This window comes from Streptomyces sp. NPDC002734 (assembly GCF_040295685.1).
Classification (GTDB): Bacteria; Actinomycetota; Actinomycetes; order Streptomycetales; family Streptomycetaceae; genus Streptomyces.
Genome location: NZ_JBEOVU010000003.1, coordinates 158,982 through 182,947, shown reverse-complemented (window position 1 = coordinate 182,947; position 23,966 = coordinate 158,982). Strand labels below are relative to the sequence as shown.

At 72.6% G+C, this 23,966-nt stretch carries 23 protein-coding genes and 1 riboswitch; of the genes, 9 read left to right on the top strand and 14 right to left on the bottom strand.

The features are described from left to right. Positions 1-308 precede the first annotated feature (308 nt). Together ABT026_RS04140 and ABT026_RS04135 are read left to right on the top strand one after the other, a co-directional pair. Positions 309-1,238, top strand: coding sequence for a ketopantoate reductase family protein (locus tag ABT026_RS04140; protein WP_351111942.1), 930 nt, complete (start codon positions 309-311; stop codon positions 1,236-1,238). A 121-nt stretch (positions 1,239-1,359) separates the two neighbouring features. Beyond that, positions 1,360-1,890 carry an SRPBCC family protein gene (locus ABT026_RS04135; RefSeq protein WP_351111940.1) on the top strand — a complete coding sequence of 177 codons (531 nt, stop codon included), beginning with the start codon at positions 1,360-1,362 and terminating at the stop codon, positions 1,888-1,890. Positions 1,891-1,948: 58 nt separating this feature from the next. Here ABT026_RS04135 and ABT026_RS04130 read toward each other — a convergent pair whose 3' ends face one another. The 3 genes from ABT026_RS04130 to mnmA all read right to left on the bottom strand — a co-directional run bounded on the left by ABT026_RS04130 (position 1,949) and on the right by mnmA (position 4,178). Continuing rightward, positions 1,949-2,602 carry a class I SAM-dependent methyltransferase gene (locus tag ABT026_RS04130; protein WP_351111938.1) on the bottom strand — a complete coding sequence of 218 codons (654 nt, stop codon included), beginning with the start codon at positions 2,600-2,602 and terminating at the stop codon, positions 1,949-1,951. 92 nt (positions 2,603-2,694) lie between these two features. Further along, positions 2,695-2,883 carry a hypothetical protein gene (locus ABT026_RS04125; protein ID WP_351111936.1) on the bottom strand — a complete coding sequence of 63 codons (189 nt, stop codon included), beginning with the start codon at positions 2,881-2,883 and terminating at the stop codon, positions 2,695-2,697. A 164-nt stretch (positions 2,884-3,047) separates the two neighbouring features. Further along, a complete protein-coding gene (gene mnmA / locus ABT026_RS04120) occupies positions 3,048-4,178 on the bottom strand; it encodes a tRNA 2-thiouridine(34) synthase MnmA (protein WP_351111934.1) in 1,131 nt (376 codons plus the stop codon). A 61-nt stretch (positions 4,179-4,239) separates the two neighbouring features. On the opposite strand from mnmA, the gene ABT026_RS04115 reads away from it, so the two are divergent. Then, the gene (locus ABT026_RS04115) at positions 4,240-4,926 is read left to right on the top strand and encodes an N-acetylmuramoyl-L-alanine amidase (RefSeq protein ID WP_351111932.1); all 687 of its coding nucleotides are present in this window, start codon (positions 4,240-4,242) and stop codon (positions 4,924-4,926) included. 44 nt (positions 4,927-4,970) lie between these two features. Here the strand turns inward: ABT026_RS04115 and ABT026_RS04110 are convergent, their stop codons facing one another. The 11 genes from ABT026_RS04110 to ABT026_RS04060 all read right to left on the bottom strand — a co-directional run bounded on the left by ABT026_RS04110 (position 4,971) and on the right by ABT026_RS04060 (position 16,926). After that, positions 4,971-6,140 (bottom strand): cysteine desulfurase family protein, encoded by a 1,170-nt coding sequence (locus ABT026_RS04110; RefSeq protein ID WP_351111930.1) that lies wholly within the window; start codon positions 6,138-6,140, stop codon positions 4,971-4,973. Between the two features lie 190 nt (positions 6,141-6,330). Next, a complete protein-coding gene (locus tag ABT026_RS04105) occupies positions 6,331-7,191 on the bottom strand; it encodes a thioesterase family protein (protein WP_351111929.1) in 861 nt (286 codons plus the stop codon). Positions 7,192-7,253: 62 nt separating this feature from the next. Next, complete coding sequence (locus tag ABT026_RS04100) at positions 7,254-7,931, bottom strand: trimeric intracellular cation channel family protein (protein ID WP_351111927.1); 678 nt, start codon at positions 7,929-7,931, stop codon at positions 7,254-7,256. Between the two features lie 237 nt (positions 7,932-8,168). After that, the gene (locus ABT026_RS04095) at positions 8,169-9,314 is read right to left on the bottom strand and encodes an ABC transporter ATP-binding protein (protein ID WP_351111925.1); all 1,146 of its coding nucleotides are present in this window, start codon (positions 9,312-9,314) and stop codon (positions 8,169-8,171) included. Continuing rightward, positions 9,311-10,333 carry an ABC transporter ATP-binding protein gene (locus tag ABT026_RS04090; RefSeq protein WP_351111923.1) on the bottom strand — a complete coding sequence of 341 codons (1,023 nt, stop codon included), beginning with the start codon at positions 10,331-10,333 and terminating at the stop codon, positions 9,311-9,313. The genes ABT026_RS04095 and ABT026_RS04090 overlap by 4 nt, the downstream gene beginning before the upstream one ends. 6 nt (positions 10,334-10,339) lie before the next feature. Beyond that, on the bottom strand, positions 10,340-11,290 hold the full coding sequence (locus ABT026_RS04085; RefSeq protein ID WP_502967902.1) for an ABC transporter permease: 951 nt from the start codon (positions 11,288-11,290) through the stop codon (positions 10,340-10,342). Between the two features lie 8 nt (positions 11,291-11,298). Then, positions 11,299-12,303 carry an ABC transporter permease gene (locus ABT026_RS04080; RefSeq protein ID WP_351111921.1) on the bottom strand — a complete coding sequence of 335 codons (1,005 nt, stop codon included), beginning with the start codon at positions 12,301-12,303 and terminating at the stop codon, positions 11,299-11,301. Positions 12,304-12,411: 108 nt separating this feature from the next. Next, complete coding sequence (locus tag ABT026_RS04075) at positions 12,412-14,079, bottom strand: ABC transporter substrate-binding protein (protein ID WP_351111919.1); 1,668 nt, start codon at positions 14,077-14,079, stop codon at positions 12,412-12,414. 389 nt (positions 14,080-14,468) lie between these two features. After that, the gene (locus ABT026_RS04070) at positions 14,469-15,254 is read right to left on the bottom strand and encodes an enhanced serine sensitivity protein SseB C-terminal domain-containing protein (RefSeq protein WP_351111917.1); all 786 of its coding nucleotides are present in this window, start codon (positions 15,252-15,254) and stop codon (positions 14,469-14,471) included. 155 nt (positions 15,255-15,409) lie between these two features. After that, a complete protein-coding gene (locus ABT026_RS04065; RefSeq protein ID WP_351111915.1) occupies positions 15,410-16,180 on the bottom strand; it encodes an enhanced serine sensitivity protein SseB in 771 nt (256 codons plus the stop codon). Positions 16,181-16,263: 83 nt separating this feature from the next. Further along, positions 16,264-16,926: an AAA family ATPase gene (locus ABT026_RS04060; RefSeq protein ID WP_502967901.1), complete on the bottom strand. Its 663-nt coding sequence runs from the start codon at positions 16,924-16,926 to the stop codon at positions 16,264-16,266. Positions 16,927-17,210: 284 nt separating this feature from the next. Next, positions 17,211-17,333: riboswitch (glycine riboswitch) on the top strand. 167 nt (positions 17,334-17,500) lie between these two features. Here ABT026_RS04060 and gcvT point away from each other — a divergent pair. From gcvT to ABT026_RS04030, 6 genes are all read left to right on the top strand, one after another. Next, positions 17,501-18,634: a glycine cleavage system aminomethyltransferase GcvT gene (gcvT, locus tag ABT026_RS04055; RefSeq protein ID WP_351111911.1), complete on the top strand. Its 1,134-nt coding sequence runs from the start codon at positions 17,501-17,503 to the stop codon at positions 18,632-18,634. A gap of 113 nt (positions 18,635-18,747) precedes the next feature. Then, positions 18,748-19,125: a glycine cleavage system protein GcvH gene (gcvH, locus tag ABT026_RS04050; RefSeq protein WP_351111909.1), complete on the top strand. Its 378-nt coding sequence runs from the start codon at positions 18,748-18,750 to the stop codon at positions 19,123-19,125. Between the two features lie 5 nt (positions 19,126-19,130). Beyond that, positions 19,131-20,402, top strand: a complete 1,272-nt coding sequence (gene glyA / locus ABT026_RS04045; protein WP_351111907.1) for a serine hydroxymethyltransferase — start codon at positions 19,131-19,133, stop codon at positions 20,400-20,402. Positions 20,403-20,569: 167 nt separating this feature from the next. Further along, complete coding sequence (locus ABT026_RS04040; RefSeq protein WP_351111905.1) at positions 20,570-21,937, top strand: L-serine ammonia-lyase; 1,368 nt, start codon at positions 20,570-20,572, stop codon at positions 21,935-21,937. A 110-nt stretch (positions 21,938-22,047) separates the two neighbouring features. Next, the gene (locus ABT026_RS04035) at positions 22,048-23,265 is read left to right on the top strand and encodes a hypothetical protein (RefSeq protein ID WP_351111903.1); all 1,218 of its coding nucleotides are present in this window, start codon (positions 22,048-22,050) and stop codon (positions 23,263-23,265) included. Next, positions 23,258-23,953, top strand: a complete 696-nt coding sequence (locus ABT026_RS04030) for a hypothetical protein (protein ID WP_351111901.1) — start codon at positions 23,258-23,260, stop codon at positions 23,951-23,953. Before ABT026_RS04035 ends, ABT026_RS04030 begins: the two co-directional genes overlap by 8 nt. Positions 23,954-23,966: the final 13 nt, after the last annotated feature.

Here is a 23,966-nt window from a genome sequence, read left to right as displayed (position 1 = left end):
TTCGCCCCGGGGCCGCTGCGGGAGTCGCCGGCCGGCCCTCGGGGGCCGGGGCGGCGGGCTTTTCCGCCGTGGGCCTCGTGGAGGCGTCGAGTCCGGCGTCCGGCGTGGCCCTCGAGGCGTGGTGGTCACGGGGCGCGCACCGGGAGCGGTCACGAGGCGCCGCCGGGAGCCGCGGGAGCGGACACCCCCAAGGAATTGCTCGGGTATGGGCCACCGAACCCTGGTCTTGCCCTGGGGGGCGCCGGACGCTGATCATCTCGGTGGGGCCCGGTCTCGGGCCCCGTTCGTCCGGAAGGAGCCTCACCGCCATGTCCTCCCCCACGCACGCCACCGCCTCTCCCGCCACCGTCGCGGTGCTCGGCCCCGGCGGTGTCGGCGGGCTGCTCGCCGCCGTGCTGTCCCGTGCCGGTCACCGGGTGATCTGCCTGGCCCGGGAGGAGACGGCCTCGGTGCTGCGGGAGAACGGGCTCACCGTGCGCAGCGGTGCGTTCGGCGACTTCACCGCCGCGGTGGAGGCGGACACCGAGCTGCGCGAGCCGGTGGACCTGCTCCTCGTCGCCGTCAAGCAGACCTCGCTGGACGCCGCCCTGGAGCGGGTGCCGGCCACGGCTGTGGGCCCCGGCACGGTGGTGGTGCCGCTGCTGAACGGCGTGGAGCACGTCGAGCGGCTCCGCGGGCGCTACGGCGCCGGGCGGGTGGCGGCGGGGGTGATCCGGGTCGAGGCGACCCGGGTCGCGCCGGGTGTGGTGGAGCACGGCAGCCCGTTCTGCGACATCGACCTGGCAGGGCTGCCCGAGCCGGTGCTCGGACGGGTGGCGGAGCTGCTCGCTTCGGCGGGGGTGCGGGCACGGATCGCCTCCTCGGAGGCCTCGGCGCTCTGGGGGAAGCTGGCGTTCCTCGCCCCCTTCGCCCTGCTGACCACCCGCCACCTGACCGACGCGGAGGGCGTGCGCACCACGTACCGGGAGGACCTGGTCGCGCTGACCGGGGAGATCACCGCGGTGGCGTCCGCCCGTGGGGCCTCGCTCGACCCGGCGAAGAGCCTGGCCATGTACGACAACTGCCCGCCGGGGATGCTGTCCTCCATGCGGCGGGACGCCGAGGCGGGCAGGGCCCTGGAGCTCGACGCCATCGGCGGCGCCGTGCTGCGCGCGGCCGAGCGTGAGGGCGTGGCGGCGCCCGTCATGGCGCGGCTGGTGGCCGAGGTCGGGCAGCGGTACGGCGGTGCGGGAGCCTGATCCGCCGCGTCCCGTCAAGGCCGGCGATGTGGCCAACCGCACACCTTCGCGGGGAAGTTGGCAGGTCTAGCATCGCCCTGCGGGGCCGGCGAGCGACCGCGCCCCGGAAGTGGGGGTTGACGTGCGCTATTCCGACGGGCCTGCGACCGAGCGTGAGATCCACATCGCGGCGGACCCCGCCCGCGTGTGGGCCGTGGTCGCCGACATCGAGGAGATGTCGAAGGGCAGCCCGGAACTGAAGCGCACCGAGTGGCTGGACGGGGCGACCGGTCCGGCCGTCGGCGCGCGGTACATCGGCCACAACGAGCACCCGATCGCCGGCAAGGGCCGGACGCTGGCCCACATCACGGAGTTCGAGCCCGAACGGCGGCTCACCTGGGCCGTCCTGGACGTCGACGGCCGCTTCGGCGACCCGGCACAGGCGCTGGAGAAGCGGATGGCCACCTGGTCGTTCGCTCTCACGCCGGTCGACGGCGGCACGCTGCTCCGGGAGTCGACGGTGATCGGGCCGGGTCCTTCAGGGGTCACCCGGGTGATCGCGAAGATGCCGGAGAAGGAGGAGGCCGTGATCGCCTACCGCCTCCGCGAGATGGGCGAGGGCATGGAGGCGACGCTGAGGGCGGTCAAGGAGACGGCCGAGAAGGCGGAGTGACGGAGTGGACCGGGTGGCCGGGAAAGGCATCCTCCCCGCCACCCGGTCCCGCTCGTGGTCACCCCACGCGCGCCACCAGCGCGTAGCGGATGTCGTCCACCGCGCGGCCCCACAGGTCGGGGTCGGTCGTCAGGTCCTCGATCTCGGTCTCGGCTGCGTACGGCACCACCGCCTCCCGCAGCGTCTCCGGCCGCACCCCGCCGGCCCACGGCAGTGCCTCCACCCCGTCGACGTACGGGGCGGCGTCGGCCGACTGACGCCAGCGGCCCTCGACCAGCAGCAGCGTGCCGCCGGGGCGGAGCAGGCCCGCCCAGTGGCGCAGGGCGGTCTCGGGGTCGGGCAGCGTCCACAGCACGTGCCGCACGACGACCATGTCGAAGCGGTCCTCCCCCACCGGCGGGGCGGCCGCGTCCCCGACGTGGACGACCCCCGGCAGCCCGGCGGCGGCCAGCTTCGCACGCGCGGCCTCGGCCATCGCGGGCGCGAGGTCCACACCGGTCACCCGGTGCCCGGCCCCGGCCAGCAGCACGGAGAGCGAGCCGGTGCCGCAGCCCAGGTCGAGCACGTCCGCGGGCAACGGCGGCGCCCACCGGCGCAGCAGCCGGTCCCAGGCGGCGCGGGTCGCCTCGCCGCGCAGACCGTGGTCGGGCTCCTCGTCGAAGGCGTGAGCGGCGGCGTTCCAGTAGGCGGCGATCGCGGTGGAGTCGGTCATCCGGTCATCGTGCCAGTGCGGTCCGACAGCGCCCCGGGTGGAAGAGGGTCCGGACGCCCCGCGTCATGACCTGTGCCGCGACGCGCTCACTCTCATGGCTGGTCGCGCCGGACGGAGCCGACGAACAGAGCGCACGCCGCCCATATGCACAGGCACATCCCCAGCACCACCCATCCTCCGGCGTTCCCGGAGGCGGCGAGGAAGACCCCGAGGGCGACGCCTACCACCGCGAACAGCGTGGTGAGAAGCATGTACCGCCGCACCGTGGCTCGCTGTTCCATGGTCCAGCTCATACGAGGCATGAGGCCGCCCTTCAGCTGTGGCTGTGGTGGCTGTCCACCCCGGCACCGGGCTCGTCGGAGGTACGGGTGCCCGGCGCTTCCCGGAGCAGTCGGACCAACTCCCCTCTCCACGAGCTCCGTTCGGCCCCGGGGCGCCGGCGGCGTCAGGCCGTGGCGGCCGGTTCCGTCGCCCGCGTGGTGGTGGCGATGGTCGCCGAGCCGACGACGCGGGTGCCGTCGTAGAGGACCACGGCCTGGCCGGGGGCGACGCCGCGGACCGGCTCGGCGAAGGCGACGTGCAGGGTGCCGTCGACCAGCTCGGCGGTGACCGGGGTCTCGTCGCCGTGGGCGCGCAGCTGGGCCGTGTACGCGCCGGGGCCGGAGGGCGCCGTGCCGCACCAGCGGGGCTTGATCGCGGTCAGCGCTGTGACGTCGAGCGCGGCGGCGGGGCCGACGGTGACCGTGTTGTTCACCGGGGAGATGTCCAGGACGTAGCGCGGCTTGCCGTCGGCGGCGGGCGTGCCGATCCGCAGGCCCTTGCGCTGGCCGATGGTGAAGCCGTAGGCGCCCTCGTGCGTGCCGAGCTTGGCGCCGGACTCGTCGACGATGTCGCCCTCGGCCCTGCCGAGGCGCTTGGCGAGGAAGCCCTGGGTGTCGCCGTCGGCGATGAAACAGATGTCGTGCGAGTCGGGCTTCTTCGCCACCGCGAGGCCCCGGCGGGCGGCCTCGGCGCGGATCTCGTCCTTGGTGGTGACGGTGTCGCCGAGCGGGAAGAGGGCGTGCGCGAGCTGCCGGTCGTCGAGGACGCCGAGGACGTAGGACTGGTCCTTGGCCATGTCCGAGGCGCGGTGCAGCTCGCGGGAGCCGTCCTCGCGGAGGACCACCTTGGCGTAGTGGCCGGTGCAGACGGCGTCGAAGCCGAGGGCGAGCGCCTTGTCGAGGAGCGCGGCGAACTTGATCTTCTCGTTGCAGCGCAGGCAGGGGTTGGGGGTCCGGCCGGCCTCGTACTCGGCGACGAAGTCGTCGACCACGTCCTCCTTGAACCGGTCGGCGAGGTCCCACACGTAGAAGGGGATGCCGATGACGTCCGCGGCGCGGCGGGCGTCGTGGGAGTCCTCGACGGTGCAGCAACCGCGGGCTCCGGTGCGGAAGGACTGCGGGTTGGCGGAGAGCGCGAGGTGCACTCCGGTCACCTCGTGTCCCGCCTCGGCGGCACGGGCGGCGGCGACGGCGGAGTCGACACCGCCGGACATGGCGGCGAGGACGCGGAGGGGGCGCTGCGGGGAATCGGTCATAGCCCCTCCAGGGTACGGGGCGCCCGGGAACCGCCGCCCCCGGATATGCGTTGTGCGATACGTGAACGCCACCACCGGGTCCGGCAAGGACAAGGGCAAGGGCAAGGACGGGGGCCGGCGCGTCAGGCGCCGGACCCTGCTGATCGGCGGCCTCGCGACGGCCGCCGGCGCCGGCCTGGTCGCACGCGAGGACCTCAGCCGCGCGTGGTGGCGGGTGCCGGGCGTCGAGAAGCCACGCGTCGAGGGCGCGGTGGACTCCCCGGGCGCCCGGTGGACGGCCGCCTCGGAGGCCAACTACCGCCGGGCCGACCGGCCCGACGACTACCCGGTGGAGCTGGTCGTCGTCCACATCACCCAGTGCGAGTACCGCACGGCGGTGAAGGTGTTCAAGGACCCCGGCCACCAGGCGGCGGCGCACTACATCGTCGACCGGGACGGCCACGTCACGCAGATGATCCGTGAGCTGGACGTGGCGTACCACGCGGGCAACCGGGACTACAACGAGCGCAGCGTCGGCATCGAGCACGTCGGCTTCGTGGACCGCCCCCAGGACTTCACCGCGGCCATGTACGAGGGATCGGCGCGGCTGACGGCCGGGATATGCGAGCGCCACGGCATACCGGTGGACCGCAAGCACGTGATCGGCCACCACGAGGTGCCGGGCGCGGACCACACGGATCCCGGGCCCCACTGGGACTGGGACCGGTACATGAAGCTGGTGCGCGGGGCGCTCAGGAACCGGGCCTGACGCCTGGGCGGGTGCCGGGGCGGGTGCCTGGGCGGGCGGTTCGGTCAGGTGAGGCCGGCGGCGCGGGCGCGTTCCACCGCGGGGCCTATCGCCTTGGCGACGGCCTCCACGTCGGCGGGCGTCGAGGTGTGGCCGAGGGAGAACCGCAGGGTGCCGCGCGCCAGGTCCGGGTCGGTGCCGGTGGCCAGCAGGACGTGGCTGGGCTGGGCGACGCCGGCCGTGCACGCGGAACCGGTGGAGCACTCGATGCCCTGGGCGTCCAGCAGGAGCAGCAGGGAGTCGCCCTCGCAGCCGGGGAAGGTGAAGTGCGCGTTGGCGGGGAGCCGGCCGGCCCGGTCGGGGTCGCCGCCGAGGATCGCCTCGGGCACGGCGGAGCGGACGGCGTCCACCAGCTCGTCGCGCAGGGCGCCGATCCGCTCGGCGAACAGCGGCTGGTGCTCGGCGGCGTGCGCCCCGGCGACCGCGAAGGCGGCCACGGCGGGGACGTCGAGGGTGCCGGAGCGGACGTGACGTTCCTGGCCGCCGCCGTGCAGCACGGGGACGGGGGTGTGCTCACGGCGCAGCAGCAGGGCGCCGATGCCGTAGGGGCCGCCGATCTTGTGGCCTGAGACGGTGGCGGCGGCGAGACCGGACTCCTCGAAGGAGAGCGGCACCTGCCCGAACGCCTGCACCGCGTCGGCATGCAGCGGGACGCCGAACTCGGTCGCGACGTCGGCGAGTTCGCGGACCGGCATCAGGGTGCCGATCTCGTTGTTGGCCCACATCACGGTGGCGAGGGCGACGTCGTCGGGGTTGCGGGCGATCGCCGCGCGCAGGGCGTCGGCGTGGACCCTGCCGAAGGCGTCGACGGGGAGGTACTCGACGGTGGCGCCCTCGTGCTCGGCGAGCCAGTGCACGGCGTCCAGGACGGCGTGGTGCTCGACGGGGCTGGCCAGGACGCGGGTGCGGGCGGGGTCGGCGTCGCGGCGGGACCAGTACAGGCCCTTCACGGCGAGGTTGTCCGCCTCGGTGCCGCCGGAGGTGAACACGACCTCGCTGGGGCGGGCGCCGAGGGCCTCGGCGAGGGTCTCGCGGGCCTCCTCGACGGTGCGGCGCGCGCGGCGGCCGGCCGCGTGGAGGGAGGACGCGTTGCCGGTGACGGCCAGCTGGGCGGTCAGCGCGGCGGCCGCCTCCGGCAGCATCGGGGTCGTCGCCGCGTGGTCGAGGTATGCCATGGTGCCTCGATTCTACGGGGCGGTGCGTGGGGGCCCGGGGCGGCGGGGGTTCCGGGCCCCAGCGCGGGGCCGCTCCCCCATCCCGCCCTGCGAATACCCCCCTCCCCCGAGCTCTCGACGCCGCTCGAGCCGGGGGCGGGCAGGTTCGGCCGCCGCAGGGGTGCAGGGCGCGGCCACCGCGAACCTCGGGTCAGGTCAGGCGGGCGCGGGCGAGTTGGCGGGACTGGGCGACGAGGCGGCCGGCGGTGTCCCAGACCTCGGCGTCCTCCTCGAGGAAGCCGTGCGCGAGGTTGCGCGTGGTGATGGAGACCCGCAGCGGGCCGGGGGCCGGGCGGCACCGGATGTGGGCGGTGAGCTCGACGGTCGGGACCCACCCGGTGAGGCCGAGGTCGAAGGCGGTCGGCGGCAGCGCGTCCACGGTCAGCAGGAGCGAGAACGGGTCGGCGTCCCGCCCGTCGGCGAGCCCGAAGTACCCGCGCACCTCGCCCTTGCCGGAGGGCGCGCCCAGCGCCCAGCCCAGCGTCGCGGGGTCCATCTTCATGAAGAGGCGGTCCGTGATGGCGGACGCGCCCGGCAGCGGCTCCGGCGAGTCGTCCGGCCCGAAGCACTGCTCGATGGGCGGGAAGACCGGCGGCACGGCGCTGGTCCGGACGTCGTCGGGCAGCGAGTCCAGGTCGCCGTAGGAGGCGAGGACCCGGATCCGCTCGACCTCGTTGCCGTCCGCGTCCTGCTGGTAGATCGACGCCTGGCCGGTGGAGAGGGTGCGGCCGGTGCGGACCACCTCGGTGCGCACCACGGCGGGGCCCGGCGTGGAGGCCGTCAGGTAGTGCGCGGTGACGGAGAACGGGTCGGCGTGCGGCAGCGCGTCGGAGAGCGCGCGGGCCGCCACGGCCAGCAGGAAGCCGCCGTTGACCGCGTTGAAGATCGTCCAGCCGGCGGGCAGATCGATGTCGTACACGCCGGGCTCCCGGCAGGTGACCGTGCTGTCCCGGTCGAACTCGCTGTCACCGATCGTGGCCCGGGTCGCCTGGGCGGAGGCTGCATCTGACATGGGAGAACGATACCCCGTACGTTACTAAGCGGTAGCTTTTCCACCGCGGACAGTGACCCACCTCATACCGCGACCTCCTCCGGCTGGACCTCCTTGACGGTCGACCGGCGGTGCCAGGCACGCGGGGCCCGCCAGTGGAACCGCATGGCGAGCAGCCGGAGCACGAAGGCGACCGTGACGGCCAGCCCCAGGGTGGCGGGGGTGAGCGCGTCCAGTTTGATGCAGACCGCCGCCATCGCCGAACCGACGATGGCGGGCACCGCGTACAGGTCGCGGTCCCAGCGCAGCAGCGAGGGCACCTCGTTGGCGAGCATGTCCCGCAGCACACCGCCGCCGACGGCGGTGGCCATGCCCAGCGTGGCCGAGGCCGTGAGCCCCAGTCCGTACTCGTACGCCTTGAGCGTGCCGGCCACGCAGAACAGACCGAGGCCCGCCGCGTCGAAGACGTTCACCGCGGTCTGGATGCGCTCCACCTGGGGGTGAAGGAAGAAGACCAGGGCGGTGGCCGCCAGCGGCGTGAGGAAGAAGCCCAGGTCGGTGAAGGCGACCGGCGGCACGGCGCCGATCACCACGTCACGGATGAGCCCTCCGCCGAGCGCGGTGACCTCGGCGAGCACGGCCATGCCGAAGACGTCGAAGTTCTTGCGCACGGCGAGCAGGGCGCCGGATATGGCGAAGACGAAGATGCCGACCAGTTCGAGCGTGTGCTGGACGCCCGGGCTGAACAGTTGCGGGTACACCTCGACATTGTGCCCGGTGTCCGCCGTCGACCTTGCATTGAAAGGTCCAGCATGCGAGATGCCTGGAGTTCAATGCGTCACGTGCCCGGACATGTGAACCCGACACGTGAACCGGAGACATGCACCGGAGACAAGAACGGGAGACGTGGACCGGAGACGTGGACCGGACGCACGAAGGGGGACGGCGCCCCGTGGACGCCGCCCCCCTTCGACCGCCGGCCGGATCACCGGCCCGGCTCACTTCGTGCCGACGACCCCCGCGTCCGGAGTGTCCGGGGCGTCCGGCGCCGGCGCGGAGCCCTGCGCGTCACCCGTCGCCGGGGCCGGCACCGGCGCCGTCACCGGCTCCTCGGGCCGCGCCGCCGCGACCACCTCGCCGCCGGTCCGCTCCAGCTCGCCCGCGGCGATCTCCGCCTGGAAGTGGCAGGCCACCCGGTGTCCGTCGCCCGTGTCCAGCAGCTCGGGACGCTCGGTGGCGCACCGCTCCCGCGCCCAGGGGCACCGGGTGTGGAACCGGCAGCCGGCGGGCGGGTTGGCCGGGGAGGGGAGGTCGCCGGTGAGCAGGATGCGCTCCCGCTTCTCCTCGACCTCCGGGTCCGGCACCGGCACCGCCGACATCAGCGCCTTGGTGTACGGGTGGCGCGGCTCGGCGTAGAGCGCGTCGCTCGACGCCTCCTCGACCAGCGCGCCCAGGTACATCACGCCGACCACGTCGGAGATGTGCCGGACCACCGCGAGGTCGTGGGCGATGACCAGGTAGGTCAGGCCCAGCTCCTCCTGCAGGTCCTCAAGGAGGTTGATCACCTGGGCCTGGATGGACACGTCCAGCGCGGAGACCGGCTCGTCGCAGATGATCACGTCGGGCTCGAGGACCAGCGCGCGGGCGATGCCGATGCGCTGGCGCTGGCCGCCGGAGAACTCGTGCGGGTAGCGGGAGAGCGCGTCGGCGGGCAGGCCGACCTTGGTCAGGATGGCCTTGATCTTCTCCCGCCGCTCCTCGCGGGTGGCGCCGATGCCGTGGGCGGCCATGCCCTCGGAGAGGATCGACTCGATGTTCTGCCGCGGGTTGAGGGAGCCCAGCGGGTCCTGGAACACCATCTGGAGCCGGCTGCGGAAGCGGCGCATCTCCTCCGGCGGCAGCTTGGCCAGGTCGGTGCCGTCGAGCACGACCTCGCCCTCGGTGATGTCGACCAGCCGCAGCACGGCCCGGCCGAGGGTGGTCTTGCCGCAGCCCGACTCACCGACCAGGCCGTAGGTCTGCCCGGCCTCCACCTTCAGGGACACCCCGTCCACGGCGTGCACATGGCCCACCACGCGGTCGAAGATCACGCCCTTCTTGACGGGGAAGTGGACCTTCACTCCGTCGAGTTCGAGCAGGCTCATGCGGGGACCTCCTCGGTCCGGAGATCGTCGGTTTCGCCGTTGCCGTGCAGCACCGGGTGCACGCACCGCACCTGGTGGCCGGCGGCCCGGGGCTCGCGCAGGCCGGGGGCGCCGCCGAGGCAGTCCAGCTCGTAGCGGTCGCAGCGCGGCGCGAAGGCGCAGCCGTCGGTCCAGGCGATCCGGTCGTTGATGGAGCCGCGGACCGGGGTGAGCGGCTCGCCGCGGGGGGCGTCCAGGCGCGGGATGGAGCCCAGCAGCCCGTTGGCGTACGGGTGCGACGGGTGGGCGAACAGCTCGCGGCGGGCCGCGGACTCGACGACCCGGCCCGCGTAGAGCACGTTGACCTGGTCGCACAGGCCGGCGACCACGCCCAGGTCGTGGGTGATCATCAGCAGGGCGGTGCCCTCCTGGTCGACCAGTTCCTTGAGCAGTTCCAGGATCTGCGCCTGGATGGTCACGTCGAGCGCGGTGGTCGGCTCGTCGGCGATCAGCAGCTCGGGGGCGCAGGCGACGGCCATGGCGATCATGGCGCGCTGCCGCATGCCGCCGGACAGCTGGTGCGGGAACTCCTTGAGCCGCCGGGTCGGATCGGGGATGCCGACCCGGTCGAGCAGCTCGGCGGCGCGCTTGCGGGCCGCCTCGCCCTTCAGGCCGCGGTGCCGCTCCAGGATCTCGGTGACCTGCACGCCGATCGGGATCACCGGGTTCAGCGAGGACAGCGGGTCCTGGAAGATCATGGCCATCCGCCGGCCGCGCAGGTCGCGCAGCTTGCCGCGGCTCATGGTGAGCAGGTTGTCGCCGTCGAGGTCGGCGCGGCCGCCCAGCTCGACGCCCTTGGAGGGCAGCAGGCCCATCAGGGCGAGCGAGGTGACCGACTTGCCGCAGCCGGACTCGCCCACCAGGCCCACGACCTGACCCTGGTCGACCTGGAAGGAGACGCCGTCGACCGCGCGGTTCGTCCTGCGGCCGTGCGCTCCGGTGAACGTGACCGTCAGTTCGTCGACTGAGAGAAGTGGCATGGTGGTTCAGCCTCGCAGCTTCGGGTCGAGGGCTTCCCGCATGGACTCACCGAGCAGGGTGAAGCCGAGGGCGGTGATGATGATGCCGACGGCCGGGAAGACGGCCATGAGCGGCGCGTTGTCGAAGAAACGCTGCGCCGTCGAGAGCATCACGCCCCACTCGGGGACCGCGGGGTCGGGGTTGCCGAGACCCAGGTAGGACAGGGCGGCGGCCTCGATGATCGCGGTGGCCAGGGTGAGGGTCGTCTGCACGATCACCGGGCTCAGGGAGTTCGGCACGATCTGCGTGAGCACGATCCGGCGCTTGCGGATGCCGAGGGCACGGGCGGCCAGCACGTAGTCGGCGCCGCCCTGCGCGAGCATCGAGCCGCGCAGCAGCCGGGCGAAGATCGGCACCTGCACGACGCCGACCGCGATCATCACCGTGGTCAGGGACTGGCCCATCACGGCGGCGACGGACACGGCGAGCAGCAGCGACGGCAGCGCCAGCATCATGTCGATGAAGCGCATGATCACCGAGTCGAAGCGGCGGCCGGCGTCCCCGCCGAGCGTGGCCGCGGCGCCGGAGACCCCGCCGATGATCGCGCCGACGATCAGGCCGATCAGCGTGGAGACGACACCGACCAGCAGGGTCTGCCGCGCCCCGACCAGGAAGCGCGAGAACAGGTCGCGGCCCAGGTGGTCGAGACCGAACCAGTTCTCGGCGCGCGGGTTGACGAACTTGCCCTGGTTGGGGAAGACCTCACTGCGCCAGGTCTGCGCGGTGGGCGAGAACGGGGCGACCCACGGGCCGACCACGGCGACGATCAGGAAGAGCAGGATGATCGCGCCGCCGATGAGCGCCATCTTGCTGCCCCGCAGCCGGCGCAGCGCCTCCTTCCAGAGGCTGGCGCCGCTGGTGGTCTCGTCCCGGGCGGTGAGCTCCGCGAGCCGCTGGATCTTCTCGGTCTTGGTCATACTCACGGTCAGTGCACCCGCACTCTCGGATCGATGAGGCTGTACGCCAGGTCCACCAGCAGGTTGATCAGGACGTACGTCATCGCGATGAACATGATGAAGCCGACCAGGACGGGGTAGTCACGGCCGTCGATGGCGGTGCGGATGAACTGGCCGATGCCGTTGAAGGAGAAGACGGTCTCGGTCAGCACGGCGCCCGAGAGCAGGGAGCCGGTGAGCAGGCCGCCCGCGGTGATGACCGGCAGCATGGCGTTGCGCAGCACGTGCCGGCCGCGCACCACCTTCGGGTGCAGGCCCTTGGACTCGGCGGTGCGGACGTAGTCCTCGCCGAGCACCTCCAGGACGCTGGCCCGGGTCATGCGCACGATCACGGCGAGCGGGATGGAGGCGAGCGCCAGCGCGGGCAGCACCAGGTGCATGATCGCGTCCCAGGTGGCGTCGAACTCACCGGTGAGGAGGCCGTCGAGGGTGGCGAACCCGGTCACGTCGGTGGCGTTCAGGCCCGTGGAGAGGCGGCCGTAGCTGGGGAACCAGCCCAGGTGGACGGCGAAGACCTGCTTGAGCAGCAGGGCCAGGAAGAAGACGGGGATGCAGATGCCGATCAGCGAGCCGGAGACCGCGCTGACGTCCAGCCATCCGCCGCGCCGCTTGGCGGCGAGGTAGCCCAGCGGAACGCCGACCGCGACGGCGATCAGCATGGCCAGCAGCGACAGTTCGACGGTGGCCGGGAAGCGGAGGGTGAACTCGTCCCACACCGGCTGTCCGGTCTGCACCGAGGTGCCCAGGTCCAGTTCCACGATGCGCTTGAGGAAGCGCCAGTACTGGACGTAGAGCGGCTGGTCGAGGCCCAGCAGCCGGTTGATTCTCGCGACCTCGGCATCGGTCGCGCGCTCGCCCAGGATCGCTGAGGCGGGGCCGCCGGGAAGCCGGTTGAGCCAGATGAAGAGCAGGACCGACAGGCCCAGCAGCGTGGGTATGAGCTGGAGCAGTCTTCGTGCGACGAGACGCAGCACCGCGCATGCCCCTTTCTGACGTACGTGTTGCCTGATGGACGCGTCCGCCCGGCCGCCTTGGGTGCGGCGGCCGGGCGGAGCGGGGATGCGGTGCCTGGGTACCGCGGCTTACTTGAAGGAGACCTCGGCGAAGTTCTCCTGCGTCAGCGGCGACACCTTCGGCGGGACGACGTTCTTGCCGAACGCGATGGCCGGGGGCGACGAGGAGACGGGGAGACCCGGCAGGTACTCCATGATCGCCTCGTTGGCCTTCTTGTAGGCCTCGGTGCGCTCGTCACCGGTCAGCGTGGAACCGGCGTTGACGGTCTCGAAGAGCTTCTTGTCCTTGAAGCCCCACTGCTTGTCGTACTCGGCGAACCAGGTGCCGATGAAGTTGAAGCCGTCGTTGAAGTCACCGGTCCAGCCGAGCATGTGCAGCGCGCAGGAACCGGCCTCGGTGGCGTCCAGGTAGTCCGGGGCCCACTTCATCGGCTTCGGGGTGACGGTGATGCCGGCCTTCTCCAGGTCGGCCTTCATCAGCTCGAACAGGTCCTGCGGGGCAGGCATGTACGGGCGGGTGACCTCGGTCGGGTAGCAGAACTCGATCTTGAGCTTCTCCTCCCCGGCCTTCTTCAGCAGGTCCTTGGCCTTGGCGGTGTCGAACGGGTACTGCTTGACCTTGTCCGAGTAGCCCGCGATGGTGTCGGGCATGAACTGCGTGGCGACCTTGCCGCCCTCGGGCAGCTGGGTGGCGACCAGGTTCTCGCGGTCGATGGCGTGCGCGATCGCCTGGCGGACCTCCTTCTTCTTCAGGGCCGGGTCGGCCCCCTGGGACATGCCCACGTAGAAGAGGTTGAAGACGCCACGGGTCGGGACCTGGTAGCCCTCCTTCTCGAGGGTCTTCACGTCCGCGGGCGCGACCAGGTCGTAGCCGTCGATGTCACCGGCCTGGAGCGCCTGGCGGCGGCCCTCCTCGGTGTCCAGCGTACGGATGACGATGTTCTTGACCTTGGCCTTGTCGCCCCAGTAGTCGTCGAAACGCTCGAGGGTGACTTCCTTGTTGCCCTTGTTCCAGCCCTTGATCTTGTACGGGCCGGTACCGGCGACCGTGCCGGCCTTCTGGCTGTACTCGGGGTACGTGATCGCGTCGCCCTTGGCGGTCGCGTCCTGCTTCTCGTACTCCTTGATCGCCTTCGGCGAGTGGATCGCCAGGGCGTTCAGCGAGAAGCCGCCGGGGAGGTTGGCGGTCGGCTTCTTCACCTCGATGACGGCGGTGTTCTCGTCCTTCGCGGTGCAGGACTTGTAGTTGGCCTCGGGGGCCTCCTTGTCCTCGTTCTTGGCGAAGCCGCCCATGACGGTCTGCCAGTAGTAGGACACCGCGCTGGACTGGTAGGTGCCGGCCCAGTTGAACCAGTGGTCGTAGTTGGCGCACACCGCGGCGGCGTTGAACGCCTCGCCGTCGTGGAACTTCACGCCCTTGCGGAGGTTGAAGGTCCAGACGGTGCCCTCGGGGTTGCTCTCCCAGGTCTCCGCCAGGCCGCCCACCAGCTTGCTGCCGCCGGACTCGTGCTCCAGCAGGGCCTCGAAGGCCTGGCGGGTCACACGGAACGTCTCGCCGTCGCTGGCGAGCGCCGGGTCGAGCGAGCTCGGGTCGCCCGGGGCGCCGAAGACGAAGGTGTCCTTGGCGCCGTCGCCGGAGCCTTCATTGTCGCGCTCGCTGGTGCACGCCGACGCGATCATTCCGACCGCCAAGGCGGCCGTTATCGCCCGAGCGACGCGGGATTTGACTATGCGCATACGGGGCCACTCCGGGGTTCACTGGTGGGTGCCTGCTGACCGATCGAACATTACTCAGGGCTCTACGCGAGGAGAACAGTCCGCATAGTGGTGATACCTAGCTGAGATCTGAACAACTGACGAACCCGGCAAATCGCCTGTAGCGGTGGCCCGTTCAGGGGCCCCGTTACACGATGGAAACGTCCGGGATGTCGCCCGCGAGCTGCACGAACGTGCGGGTTCCCCGGCCGTGCGCGCGGGTTGCCGGGCGTCGCCCGGCCGCGGGGGCCGGCGGTGCGGGCGCCGGGCCGAACACCCGGCTGTCTCACGGCAGACGCCCGAGGCGGGTCGCGACGGACGACGGCGACACCGACGGGCGTCGAACGGTGCAGCGAGGGGAGAGGAAGGAGTCAGCGCACGGCCGGGTAGCCGTACCCTCCGCGGCCCGAGCCGGCCGGCCCGTGGGCCTCGCGGTCGTAGAAGGGACGGGCGTTGGCCCGCATCCAGAGCGCGACCGGGTCGTGTTCGTCGGCCATGGCCACCGTGGAGACGGCCAGCCCGTCCGGCACCACGCCGACCGACTGGCTCATCATCGCCCGCACCGACTCCACCGCCGCCGGCGACGTCTCGTACACGTCGAGGCCGACGGCCAGGTAGGGCGCGCCGAGCGCCGGCTGCACCCAGGCGCGGCGCAGCGCCCGCACCGCCGGGGTGCGGTGGGCGTTCTGGACCAGCAGGGCGTAGAACTGCGGTACCTCGATGGCCGGTTCGGACAGCCGCAGCGGCCCGGCCGGCTGACGGTCGAGGCCGGCGACGATCCGGCGCAGGTCCAGCCACGGGATGCCGACCCCGCCGCCGGGGGCGTGCGGGTTGAGCCACAGGCCGTGGTGGTCGGGGTAGAGGCCGCGGGCCGCCTCGAGGGCGTCGGTCACCTCGTAGCCGCGCGTCCAGCCGCTGGCGGACAGCTCCTGGTCGGAGGTCACACAGGGGACGTAGAAGTACCCGTCGACCTCCATGCTCCCGTAACGCGCGTCGGGGGCGCCGGACCGGCCCTGCCACAGCAGCATCCACAGCCGGCCGGCGGACGGGTTCGCGAGGGCGCGCAGCAGCGCCTCGTAGGCGTCATAGCGCCCGGGCGTCACCTGGCGCAGCATCTGCTCCACCTGCCCGGCGGCGGCCGTGCCCGACGCGCTCACCTCAACCAGCCCTTCGCGAAGACATTGGTTACGCCCCATCGATGTCCGACAGCGAGTGTTCGACCGGGATTATGAAACCAGCTTAAGCGGGCTGAGAGACACCACCTTGACCGAGCCGTGAGGTCCCGGGCGATTTGCCCCGTGAGGGCGCCCGGTCACAGGGCGCCGAAGAACGGCCGCACCTTGGTGCGCAGGTAGTCGCAGACCGGGTCCGGCACGGCGTCCAGCAGCACCAGGTTGACGGGCCAGGGCACCGGGTGGCGGCCCAGGGCGCGGCCCAGCGCCTCCAGCGGCAGGGCGCGGGCGTCGCCGGAGGGGGCGTCCCAGGTGGTGAGTTCGACGCCGACGAACAGCGCGGGCTCCGCCGTCTCGACCGCGGCCAGGCAGCGGCGGGCGCTCGCGACCACCCCGAGGGCGGCGAACTCCTCGGAGGCGGCGCGCAGGAAGTCGACCGGGTCCTCCTGCCAGTCCGGCTCCCGGAGGCGGACCCGGCCGCCGCTGCCGGCGCCGGGTCCGGCGGCGCGGCACAGTTCGGCGACCGCCTCCGGCGTCAGCGGCAGCCCCACCGCGCCGTCCGGGTTGACGACGATGCCGACCTCGGGCGGCAGGCCGCGGGCGAACTCCACGACCGGGGCGATGGTGAACGACATGTGGGAGCCGACCACGCGCTGGAACTGCTCCTGGGAGCTGAAGACCGGCACGAAGGTCTGGCCGCCCAGGTCGACGGTGGGCAGGTCGAGGCTGACGCTGTCGCGGCCGCCGCCCTCGGGCAGCGGGATCCACACGAAGCTGCGGGTGAGCACCTCGAGGACCCTGGCGCCGGTGGCCGGGGACGCCGGGGCGGCCGCCGAGGCCGTCAGCACCTCCTCCAGCTCGTTGCCGGGCCATCCGCCCGCACGGGCCTGTTCGTCCGCCGCGAAGTTCATGCCTACCGCCTGGGGTTCTGCGCTGTCCGCTGCCGTCGTCGCGGTCCGTCCCGCCACGGCCGGCCGGACTGCGGTTCGTCAGACTACGGGACGGCCGCGGGCCGTTCGGGGGCGAACCCGATGCCTCGCAGCGAGCGCGCGGCGGAGCGGTCCAGCAGCACCGCCGAGCCGCAGTCCCGCGGCAGCAGCCCCCGGTCCCGCACGTCGGCGAGCAGCTGCCCGACCGCCCTGCGGTGCCGGGCGAAGGCGTACCGGGAGACGCCGCGCCCCCGCGCCCGCTGTCCCTGAAGGGCCTCGCCCGCGCTGACGTCGAGCAGCACCAGGCGCATCGCCCCGCCGCGCCGCCGTGCCGCACGTCCCAGCCAGGAGCGGACCCAGCGCTGGGTGCCGCAGTCGTGCACCACCACCGGGCGCGGGCCGCGCAGGGCGCGCCGCAGGCCCGCGTAGTGGTCGAGCCGCACCAGCGGCCGATAGACGGCGTAGGGCAGCGAGCGGGGCATCCGTGCGTCCCAGCGGTCCCGGGTGTCCTGGCTGTCGACCCGTACGGCGTCCTCCCCGACGACCCGCCGCATCATGGTCGACTTGCCGCTGCCCGGCAGCCCGGTGACCACCACCACGTCGTGCGCCCCGAAGGTCAATTGCTCTCCGGCCACGCCGCCGGGCCCGCCGCGCAGGTCGCGGACCCTTCCCCCGGCCGTCTCCCCCGCCGCGCAGCGCGCCGGCTGGTCCGCGCCCTCGGCCCGCACCCGCCCGGTCCGCGTCCGCTCGCCCGCCCAGGAGCGCGCCCGGTGGCGCGCCCCGGGGCCGGTCACGGGCACGGCGTACGCGGCGCCGGCGATCGTCCTCTTCACGTGGTCGTCCTCCCCCTCAGGTTCGGGACCTGGAGCATCCCCCTCGAGTGTAAAGAGAAGGTAATGCGCGGTCGTCTCATTTACGCCCGGTTCCCGCCACAGTCCCGCAACACACGGGGGTCCGCCAGGGCCCCGGAAGGCCGTGCGATGATGTGCGGGTCAACTGCATACCGGCCGCTTGAATCCGCGCGGGAGAGTCCCGGGGACCGGACCCACGTCTTCTCGGACGTGGCGTCGGCCCGGGCGCCGAAGGAGCAAGTCCCTCCCTTGAATCTCTCAGGCCCAGTCACCGCGCGGGCGAGGCACATCTGAAAAGCGGTCCGCCCCCCGTGGCGGTCCCACCCACGGTGCAAGCTCTGGCCCCGGACCGTCATCCCGTCCGGCGTTCATGGCGAACCTCTCAGGTTCCGATGACAGATGGGGAGGAACACTCCACCGTCATGTCCTCGCCCGTACCGGGAGTCCGCCCATGAGCAGTTCCGACCTCCGCCACACCGCGCTCGACGCCGTGCACCGTTCGCTCGGCGCCACCATGACCGACTTCGCCGGCTGGGACATGCCGCTGCGGTACGGCTCCGAGCGCGACGAGCACAACGCCGTGCGCACCGGCGCCGGCCTCTTCGACCTCTCGCACATGGGTGAGATCACGGTCACCGGGCCGCAGGCGGCCGAGCTGCTGAACTTCGCCCTGGTCGGCAACATCGCCACCGTCGGCGCCGGCCGCGCGCGCTACACGATGATCTGCCAGGAGGACGGCGGCATCCTCGACGACCTGATCGTCTACCGCCTCGCCGACGCCGAGGACGGCTCCCCGGTCTTCATGGTCGTGGCCAACGCCTCCAACGCCCAGGTCGTCCTGGACGCGCTCACCGAGCGGGCGGCGGGTTTCGACGCCGAGGTGCGCGACGACCGCGACGCCTACGCCCTGATCGCCGTCCAGGGCCCCGCCTCCCCCGGCATCCTGGCCTCCCTGACCGACGCCGACCTCGACGGCCTGAAGTACTACGCCGGCCTGCCGGGCACCGTGGCCGGCGTACCGGCGCTGATCGCCCGCACGGGGTACACCGGCGAGGACGGCTTCGAGCTGTTCACCGCCCCCGAGCACGCCGAGAAGGTGTGGCTGGCGCTGACCGAGGCGGGCGCCCCCGCGGGCCTGATCCCCTGCGGCCTGTCCTGCCGGGACACCCTGCGCCTGGAGGCCGGCATGCCGCTGTACGGCCACGAGCTCTCCACCTCGCTCACGCCCTTCGACGCCGGGCTCGGCCGGGTCGTGAAGTTCGAGAAGGAGGGCGACTTCGTGGGCCGCGAGGCGCTGGCCGCGGCCGCGGCCCGCGCGGAGCAGAAGCCGCCGCGCAAGCTGGTCGGCCTGATCGCCGAGGGCCGCCGGGTCCCCCGTGCGGGCTACTCCGTGGTCGCGGGCGGCGAGGTGATCGGCGAGGTCACCTCCGGCGCCCCCTCCCCCACCCTGGGCAGGCCCATCGCGATGGCCTACGTGGACGCGGCGTACGCCGGTGCCGGCACGGCCGGCGTGGGCGTCGACATCCGGGGCACCCACGAGCCGTACGAGGTCGTGGCCCTGCCGTTCTACAAGCGACAGAAGTAACCCCTTCTCGTCGCACACCCCGTCCGACACACCCGTCCGACACCCCCCGTTCCTTCCTTTCCCGGTTCTTCCGGACCCTTCGGAAACTCCCCGCGTACAGGAGAATCTCTGCCATGAGCAACCCCACGGACCTGCGCTACAGCAAGGAGCACGAGTGGCTCTCGCCCGTCGAGGACGGCGTCGCCACCATCGGCATCACCAAGTTCGCGGCCGACGCCCTCGGTGACGTCGTCTACGCCCAGCTTCCCGAGGTCGGCGAGTCCGTCTCCGAGGGCGAGACCTGCGGCGAGCTGGAGTCGACCAAGTCGGTCTCCGACCTGTACTCGCCGGTCTCCGGCGAGGTCACCGAGATCAACGAGGACGTCGTCAACGACCCGTCCCTGGTGAACTCGGAGCCCTTCGAGGGCGGCTGGCTCTTCAAGGTCCGCCTCTCCGAGGACCCGACCGACCTGCTGACGGCCGACGAGTACACCGAGTTCGCCGGGAACTGAGCCTGATGTCGACCCTGAACACTCCCCTGCACCAGCTCGACCCCGACGTCGCCGCGGCGATCGACGCCGAGCTGGCGCGCCAGCAGTCCACCCTCGAGATGATCGCGTCGGAGAACTTCGCTCCGGTCGCCGTCATGGAGGCCCAGGGCTCGGTGCTGACGAACAAGTACGCCGAGGGCTACCCCGGCCGCCGCTACTACGGCGGCTGCGAGCACGTCGACGTGATCGAGCAGATCGCGATCGACCGCCTCAAGGAGCTCTTCGGCGCGGAGCACGCCAACGTGCAGCCCCACTCGGGGGCCCAGGCCAACGCCGCCGTGATGCACGCGCTGCTGAAGCCGGGCGACACGATCATGGGCCTCAACCTGGCCCACGGCGGGCACCTGACCCACGGCATGAAGATCAACTTCTCCGGCCGGCTCTACGAGGTGGTCCCGTACCACGTCGGCGAGGACGGTCAGGTCGACATGGCCGAGGTCGAGCGCCTGGCCAAGGAGTCGCAGCCGAAGCTGATCATCGCCGGCTGGTCCGCCTACCCGCGTCAGCTGGACTTCGCCGCGTTCCGCCGGATCGCGGACGAGGTCGGCGCGTACCTGATGGTCGACATGTCGCACTTCGCGGGCCTGGCGGCCGCGGGCCTGCACCCCAGCCCGGTCCCGCACGCGCACGTCGTCACCACCACGACGCACAAGACGCTCGGCGGCCCGCGCGGCGGCGTGATCCTCTCCACGGCCGAGCTGGCAAAGAAGATCAACTCCGCGGTCTTCCCCGGCCAGCAGGGCGGCCCGCTGGAGCACGTGATCGCGGCCAAGGCGGTGGCTTTCAAGGTCGCCGGCTCCGAGGAGTTCAAGGACCGCCAGCGCCGGACGCTGGAGGGTTCGCGGATCCTCGCCGAGCGCCTGGTCCAGGACGACGTGACGGCGGCCGGGGTCTCGGTCCTGTCCGGCGGCACGGACGTCCACCTGGTCCTGGTCGACCTGCGCGACTCGGAGCTGGACGGTCAGCAGGCCGAGGACCGGCTCCACGAGATCGGCATCACCGTCAACCGGAACGCGGTCCCCAACGACCCGCGCCCGCCGATGGTGACCTCCGGTCTGCGGATCGGCACCCCGGCGCTGGCCACCCGCGGCTTCGGCGCGGAGGACTTCGCCGAGGTCGCGGACGTGATCGCCGAGGCCCTCATGGCCCCGACGCCGTTCCCGGCCGACACCGCGACCGCCCTGCGGGTGCGGGTGGAGGCGCTGGCCGCCAAGCACCCGCTCTACCCGTCACTGTGACCACTCGGACACGGTAGGTACGATTTTCGTACCACCTGGGGTGTTCCGTACGATTCCTGTACGACTCGGGGGCGTCCGTCCACCATCACCCGGTGGGCGCGGCGCCCCCGCGCCCTTCCCCCGCTCCGCCCCTGCACAGCCAGCCAACGATTCAATGAGGAGTCGACGTGGCCGTCTCGGTCTTCGACCTGTTCTCGATAGGCATCGGCCCGTCGAGCTCCCACACCGTGGGCCCGATGCGCGCCGCACGCATGTTCGCCGCCCGTCTGCGCAACGAGGACCTGCTGGAGGCCACCGCCTCCGTCCGCTGCGAGCTCTACGGTTCTCTCGGCGCCACCGGCCACGGACACGGCACCCCCAAGGCGGTGCTGCTCGGGCTGGAGGGCGACTCGCCCCGCACGGTCGACGTGGAGTCCGCCGACGAGCGCGTCGAGAAGATCAGGCAGACCGGCACCCTGCGCCTGCTCGGCGAGCAGGAGATCCCCTTCGACTTCGACGCCGACCTGGTGCTGCACCGCCGCGAGGCCCTGCCGTACCACGCCAACGGCATGACGGTCGCGGCCTACGACCACACGGGCGCCCAGCTGCTCCACAAGACGTACTACTCGGTCGGCGGCGGCTTCGTCGTCGACGAGGAGGCCGTCGGCGCGGACCGCGTGAAGCTGGACGACACGGTGCTGAAGTACCCGTTCCGCACCGGTGACGAGCTGCTGCGCCTCACCAAGGAGACCGGGCTGTCCGTCTCCTCCCTGATGCTGGAGAACGAGAAGGCCTGGCGTACCGAGGAGGAGATCCGCGGCGGCCTGCTCGACATCTGGCGGGTGATGCGCCAGTGCGTCGACCGCGGCATGTCCCGCGAGGGCATCCTCCCCGGCGGCCTCAAGGTCCGCCGCCGGGCCGCCGTCACCGCCCGCCAGCTCCGCGCGGCCGGCGACCCGCTGGCCCACTCCATGGAGTGGATCACCCTCTACGCCATGGCGGTCAACGAGGAGAACGCGGCCGGCGGCCGGGTCGTCACCGCCCCCACCAACGGCGCGGCCGGCATCATCCCCGCCGTCCTGCACTACTACCTGAACTTCGTCCCGGGCGCGGACGAGGACGGTGTGGTGCGCTTCCTCCTCGCGGCCGGCGCGATCGGCATGCTCTTCAAGGAGAACGCCTCGATCTCCGGCGCCGAGGTCGGCTGCCAGGGCGAGGTCGGCTCCGCCTGCTCGATGGCCGCCGGCGCCCTCGCCGAGGTGATGGGCGGCTCCCCCGAGCAGGTCGAGAACGCCGCCGAGATCGGCATGGAGCACAACCTGGGCCTCACCTGCGACCCGGTCGGCGGCCTGGTCCAGATCCCCTGCATCGAGCGCAACGGCATGGCCGCGGTGAAGGCCGTGACCGCCGCGAAGATGGCGATGCGGGGCGACGGCTCGCACAAGGTCTCCCTCGACAAGGTCATCAAGACCATGAAGGAGACCGGCGCGGACATGTCGGTCAAGTACAAGGAGACGGCCCGCGGCGGCCTGGCGGTGAACATCATCGAGTGCTGACCGGGCGTCGGGCGGCCGGCCGGGCACGGCTAGGCTCACCCGGCCGAGGCCGCTCCGGGGAGGGGGCGGCCGGAAGCCGCTCCTCGGGGCGGGCGGGGAGGGGAGTGACCGTGGGCCGACGACCTGCCGGAGCCGTGCGCAGGGGGGCGGTGGCCGCCGTGGCCGCCGTGGCACTCGGGGCGGCGGGATGCACTGCCGGCCCTCGACCGGACTCGCCCTCGCCGTCGGCTCCGGACGGCAAGGCGTCGGGGGCCGCCGCCTCCCCGCTCTCGTGGGAGTTCGCGCACCTCGCGGACTTCCACGGCACCCTCACCGGCTTCGCCGCGCTCGCGGAGGACGACGTCTGGGCGGTGGGCAGCGAGAACGTCCTCCCGTCCGACCCTCATCTGCTGCACTTCGACGGCACCGGGTGGAAGGACGAGGCGCTGCCCGACGCCCTCGGTGAGGCGAAGTTCAGGCTGCGGATCGAGGTGATCGGTGAGCGGGAACTGTGGCTGGGGCCCGCGGACCAGGCCGACGAGGCCGCCTCCTGGGCCAGGTGGGACGGCACCCGCTGGTCCGCCGTGCCGAATCCCCCGCCCGCCCCGGTCGGAGACCTCGAGGCGGCGGGTCCCGACGACGTCTGGGCCCTCTCCGAAGGACAGACCGCCCTGCACTGGAACGGCGCCCGCTGGAACTCGGTCCGGCTGCCGTATCCGGCAGCCGACCTCGCCGTGGCGGGGCCGGACGACGCCTGGGCGGTCGGCCACCGCGGCACCGGTCCGGGCACCGAGCCGGAGGGCGGCCTGCCCTACACCCAGCCGGCGGCCATGCACTGGGACGGCGCCACCTGGAGGCCGGTGGCCACACCCCTGTACCGCTTCGACGACCCGGTCCCGCCGGAGCCCGGCGCGAGCCTCGACCAGGTCTTCGTGCTCGACGGCGGCGAGATCCTGGCCCATGGACGGCACAGCTACAACCACGGCGAGGTGGAGAACGAGCCGCCGGACGAGGCCGTCCGCCTGCGCTGGGACGGGGAGAAGTGGGTGGAGCGGCAGACCCCGCCCGACCGCTGTGACGGGATACCGGCCGCCCAGGACGGTGAGGGTCTGTTCCTCCTCAACGGCAGCCGGTACCTGACCGGCGACGGCCGCTGCCTGAAGCTCCGGCCTCCTCGGCTGCCTCTGTCGACCAACGCCCGCGAGGACTCCCGGCAGTCGCTGTGGCTGGAGGAGATCCGCCGGGTGCCCGGCACCGACGAGTGGCTCGGCGCGGGGCACGTCCAGGTCAACCAGTCCGGCGATCCCTTCGGCGCCCCCGTCGTCGTGCGCCTGAAGCACCGTGGCTGAGAGGGCGGTCGGCATGGGCGGAGCGGCGACGGCCGGACGGGTCAGGCCACGGACGTGGGCGACGGCGGCCGCGCTGGTGGTGTGCGTGCTCGTCCTCGTGTACGTCGGCTCCACGGGGCACGGGAAACAGGACGCGGGCGGCGGTCCGGTCGCCGCCGGTCCGGCCTCCGAGGAGTGCGCCGAGCTGCGGGACCTGGACTTCGCCGGCCCCGACGACAGCCCGACCCTGCTGATCTCGTCGTACGGCGCGTCGAACGACGGCGAGGGCGGCCCGGTGCGTTTCCGCGCCGGCCTGCGGCTCGGCACGGGCGAGCGGCCGCTGGTGCTGGGGGCGCTGGAGGCCACCGTCACCGTGTGCGCCCCGCGCACCCACGGGCTGCTGGCCCGGGCCGAGGGGCTGACGCCGCGTGTCGTGAAGGGCGGCGGGGGCGGCCGGAAGGCGGACGGGACGGGCGGACTCCACCTCAGGTCCGGCGGGTCGACCGACCTGCGCGTCACCCTGCCGAAGTCGGCGCTGCGGCCGGGCATCTCCTTCGAGGACCTCGTGCTCGGCGACCCGCCGCGCAGCAACGACGCGGCGGACCGCCCGGTGCTGATCGTCACCCTGACCGCCCCGGGACTGCCGGGCCCCCTCGTCGCGGGCAACTGCGCGGAGGGGTGCGCGGAGCTCTTGGGCCGCTCGGTCTGACGGCCACGGTCAT

Excerpts from the sequence above, each read along its gene's own strand:
- ABT026_RS04090 (WP_351111923.1), bottom strand. The coding sequence starts at position 10,333 with ATGCCACTTCTCTCAGTCGACGAACTGACGGTCACGTTCACCGGAGCG.
- mnmA (WP_351111934.1), bottom strand. The coding sequence starts at position 4,178 with ATGACCGATTCCCCGCAGCGCCCCCTCCGCGTCCTCGCCGCCATGTCC.
- ABT026_RS04095 (WP_351111925.1), bottom strand. The coding sequence starts at position 9,314 with ATGAGCCTGCTCGAACTCGACGGAGTGAAGGTCCACTTCCCCGTCAAG.
- ABT026_RS04075 (WP_351111919.1), bottom strand. The coding sequence starts at position 14,079 with ATGCGCATAGTCAAATCCCGCGTCGCTCGGGCGATAACGGCCGCCTTG.
- ABT026_RS04110 (WP_351111930.1), bottom strand. The coding sequence starts at position 6,140 with ATGGCATACCTCGACCACGCGGCGACGACCCCGATGCTGCCGGAGGCG.
- gcvH (WP_351111909.1), top strand. The coding sequence starts at position 18,748 with ATGAGCAACCCCACGGACCTGCGCTACAGCAAGGAGCACGAGTGGCTC.
- gcvT (WP_351111911.1), top strand. The coding sequence starts at position 17,501 with ATGAGCAGTTCCGACCTCCGCCACACCGCGCTCGACGCCGTGCACCGT.
- ABT026_RS04065 (WP_351111915.1), bottom strand. The coding sequence starts at position 16,180 with ATGAACTTCGCGGCGGACGAACAGGCCCGTGCGGGCGGATGGCCCGGC.
- ABT026_RS04085 (WP_502967902.1), bottom strand. The coding sequence starts at position 11,290 with ATGACCAAGACCGAGAAGATCCAGCGGCTCGCGGAGCTCACCGCCCGG.
- glyA (WP_351111907.1), top strand. The coding sequence starts at position 19,131 with ATGTCGACCCTGAACACTCCCCTGCACCAGCTCGACCCCGACGTCGCC.
- ABT026_RS04125 (WP_351111936.1), bottom strand. The coding sequence starts at position 2,883 with ATGGAACAGCGAGCCACGGTGCGGCGGTACATGCTTCTCACCACGCTG.
- ABT026_RS04140 (WP_351111942.1), top strand. The coding sequence starts at position 309 with ATGTCCTCCCCCACGCACGCCACCGCCTCTCCCGCCACCGTCGCGGTG.
- ABT026_RS04105 (WP_351111929.1), bottom strand. The coding sequence starts at position 7,191 with ATGTCAGATGCAGCCTCCGCCCAGGCGACCCGGGCCACGATCGGTGAC.
- ABT026_RS04130 (WP_351111938.1), bottom strand. The coding sequence starts at position 2,602 with ATGACCGACTCCACCGCGATCGCCGCCTACTGGAACGCCGCCGCTCAC.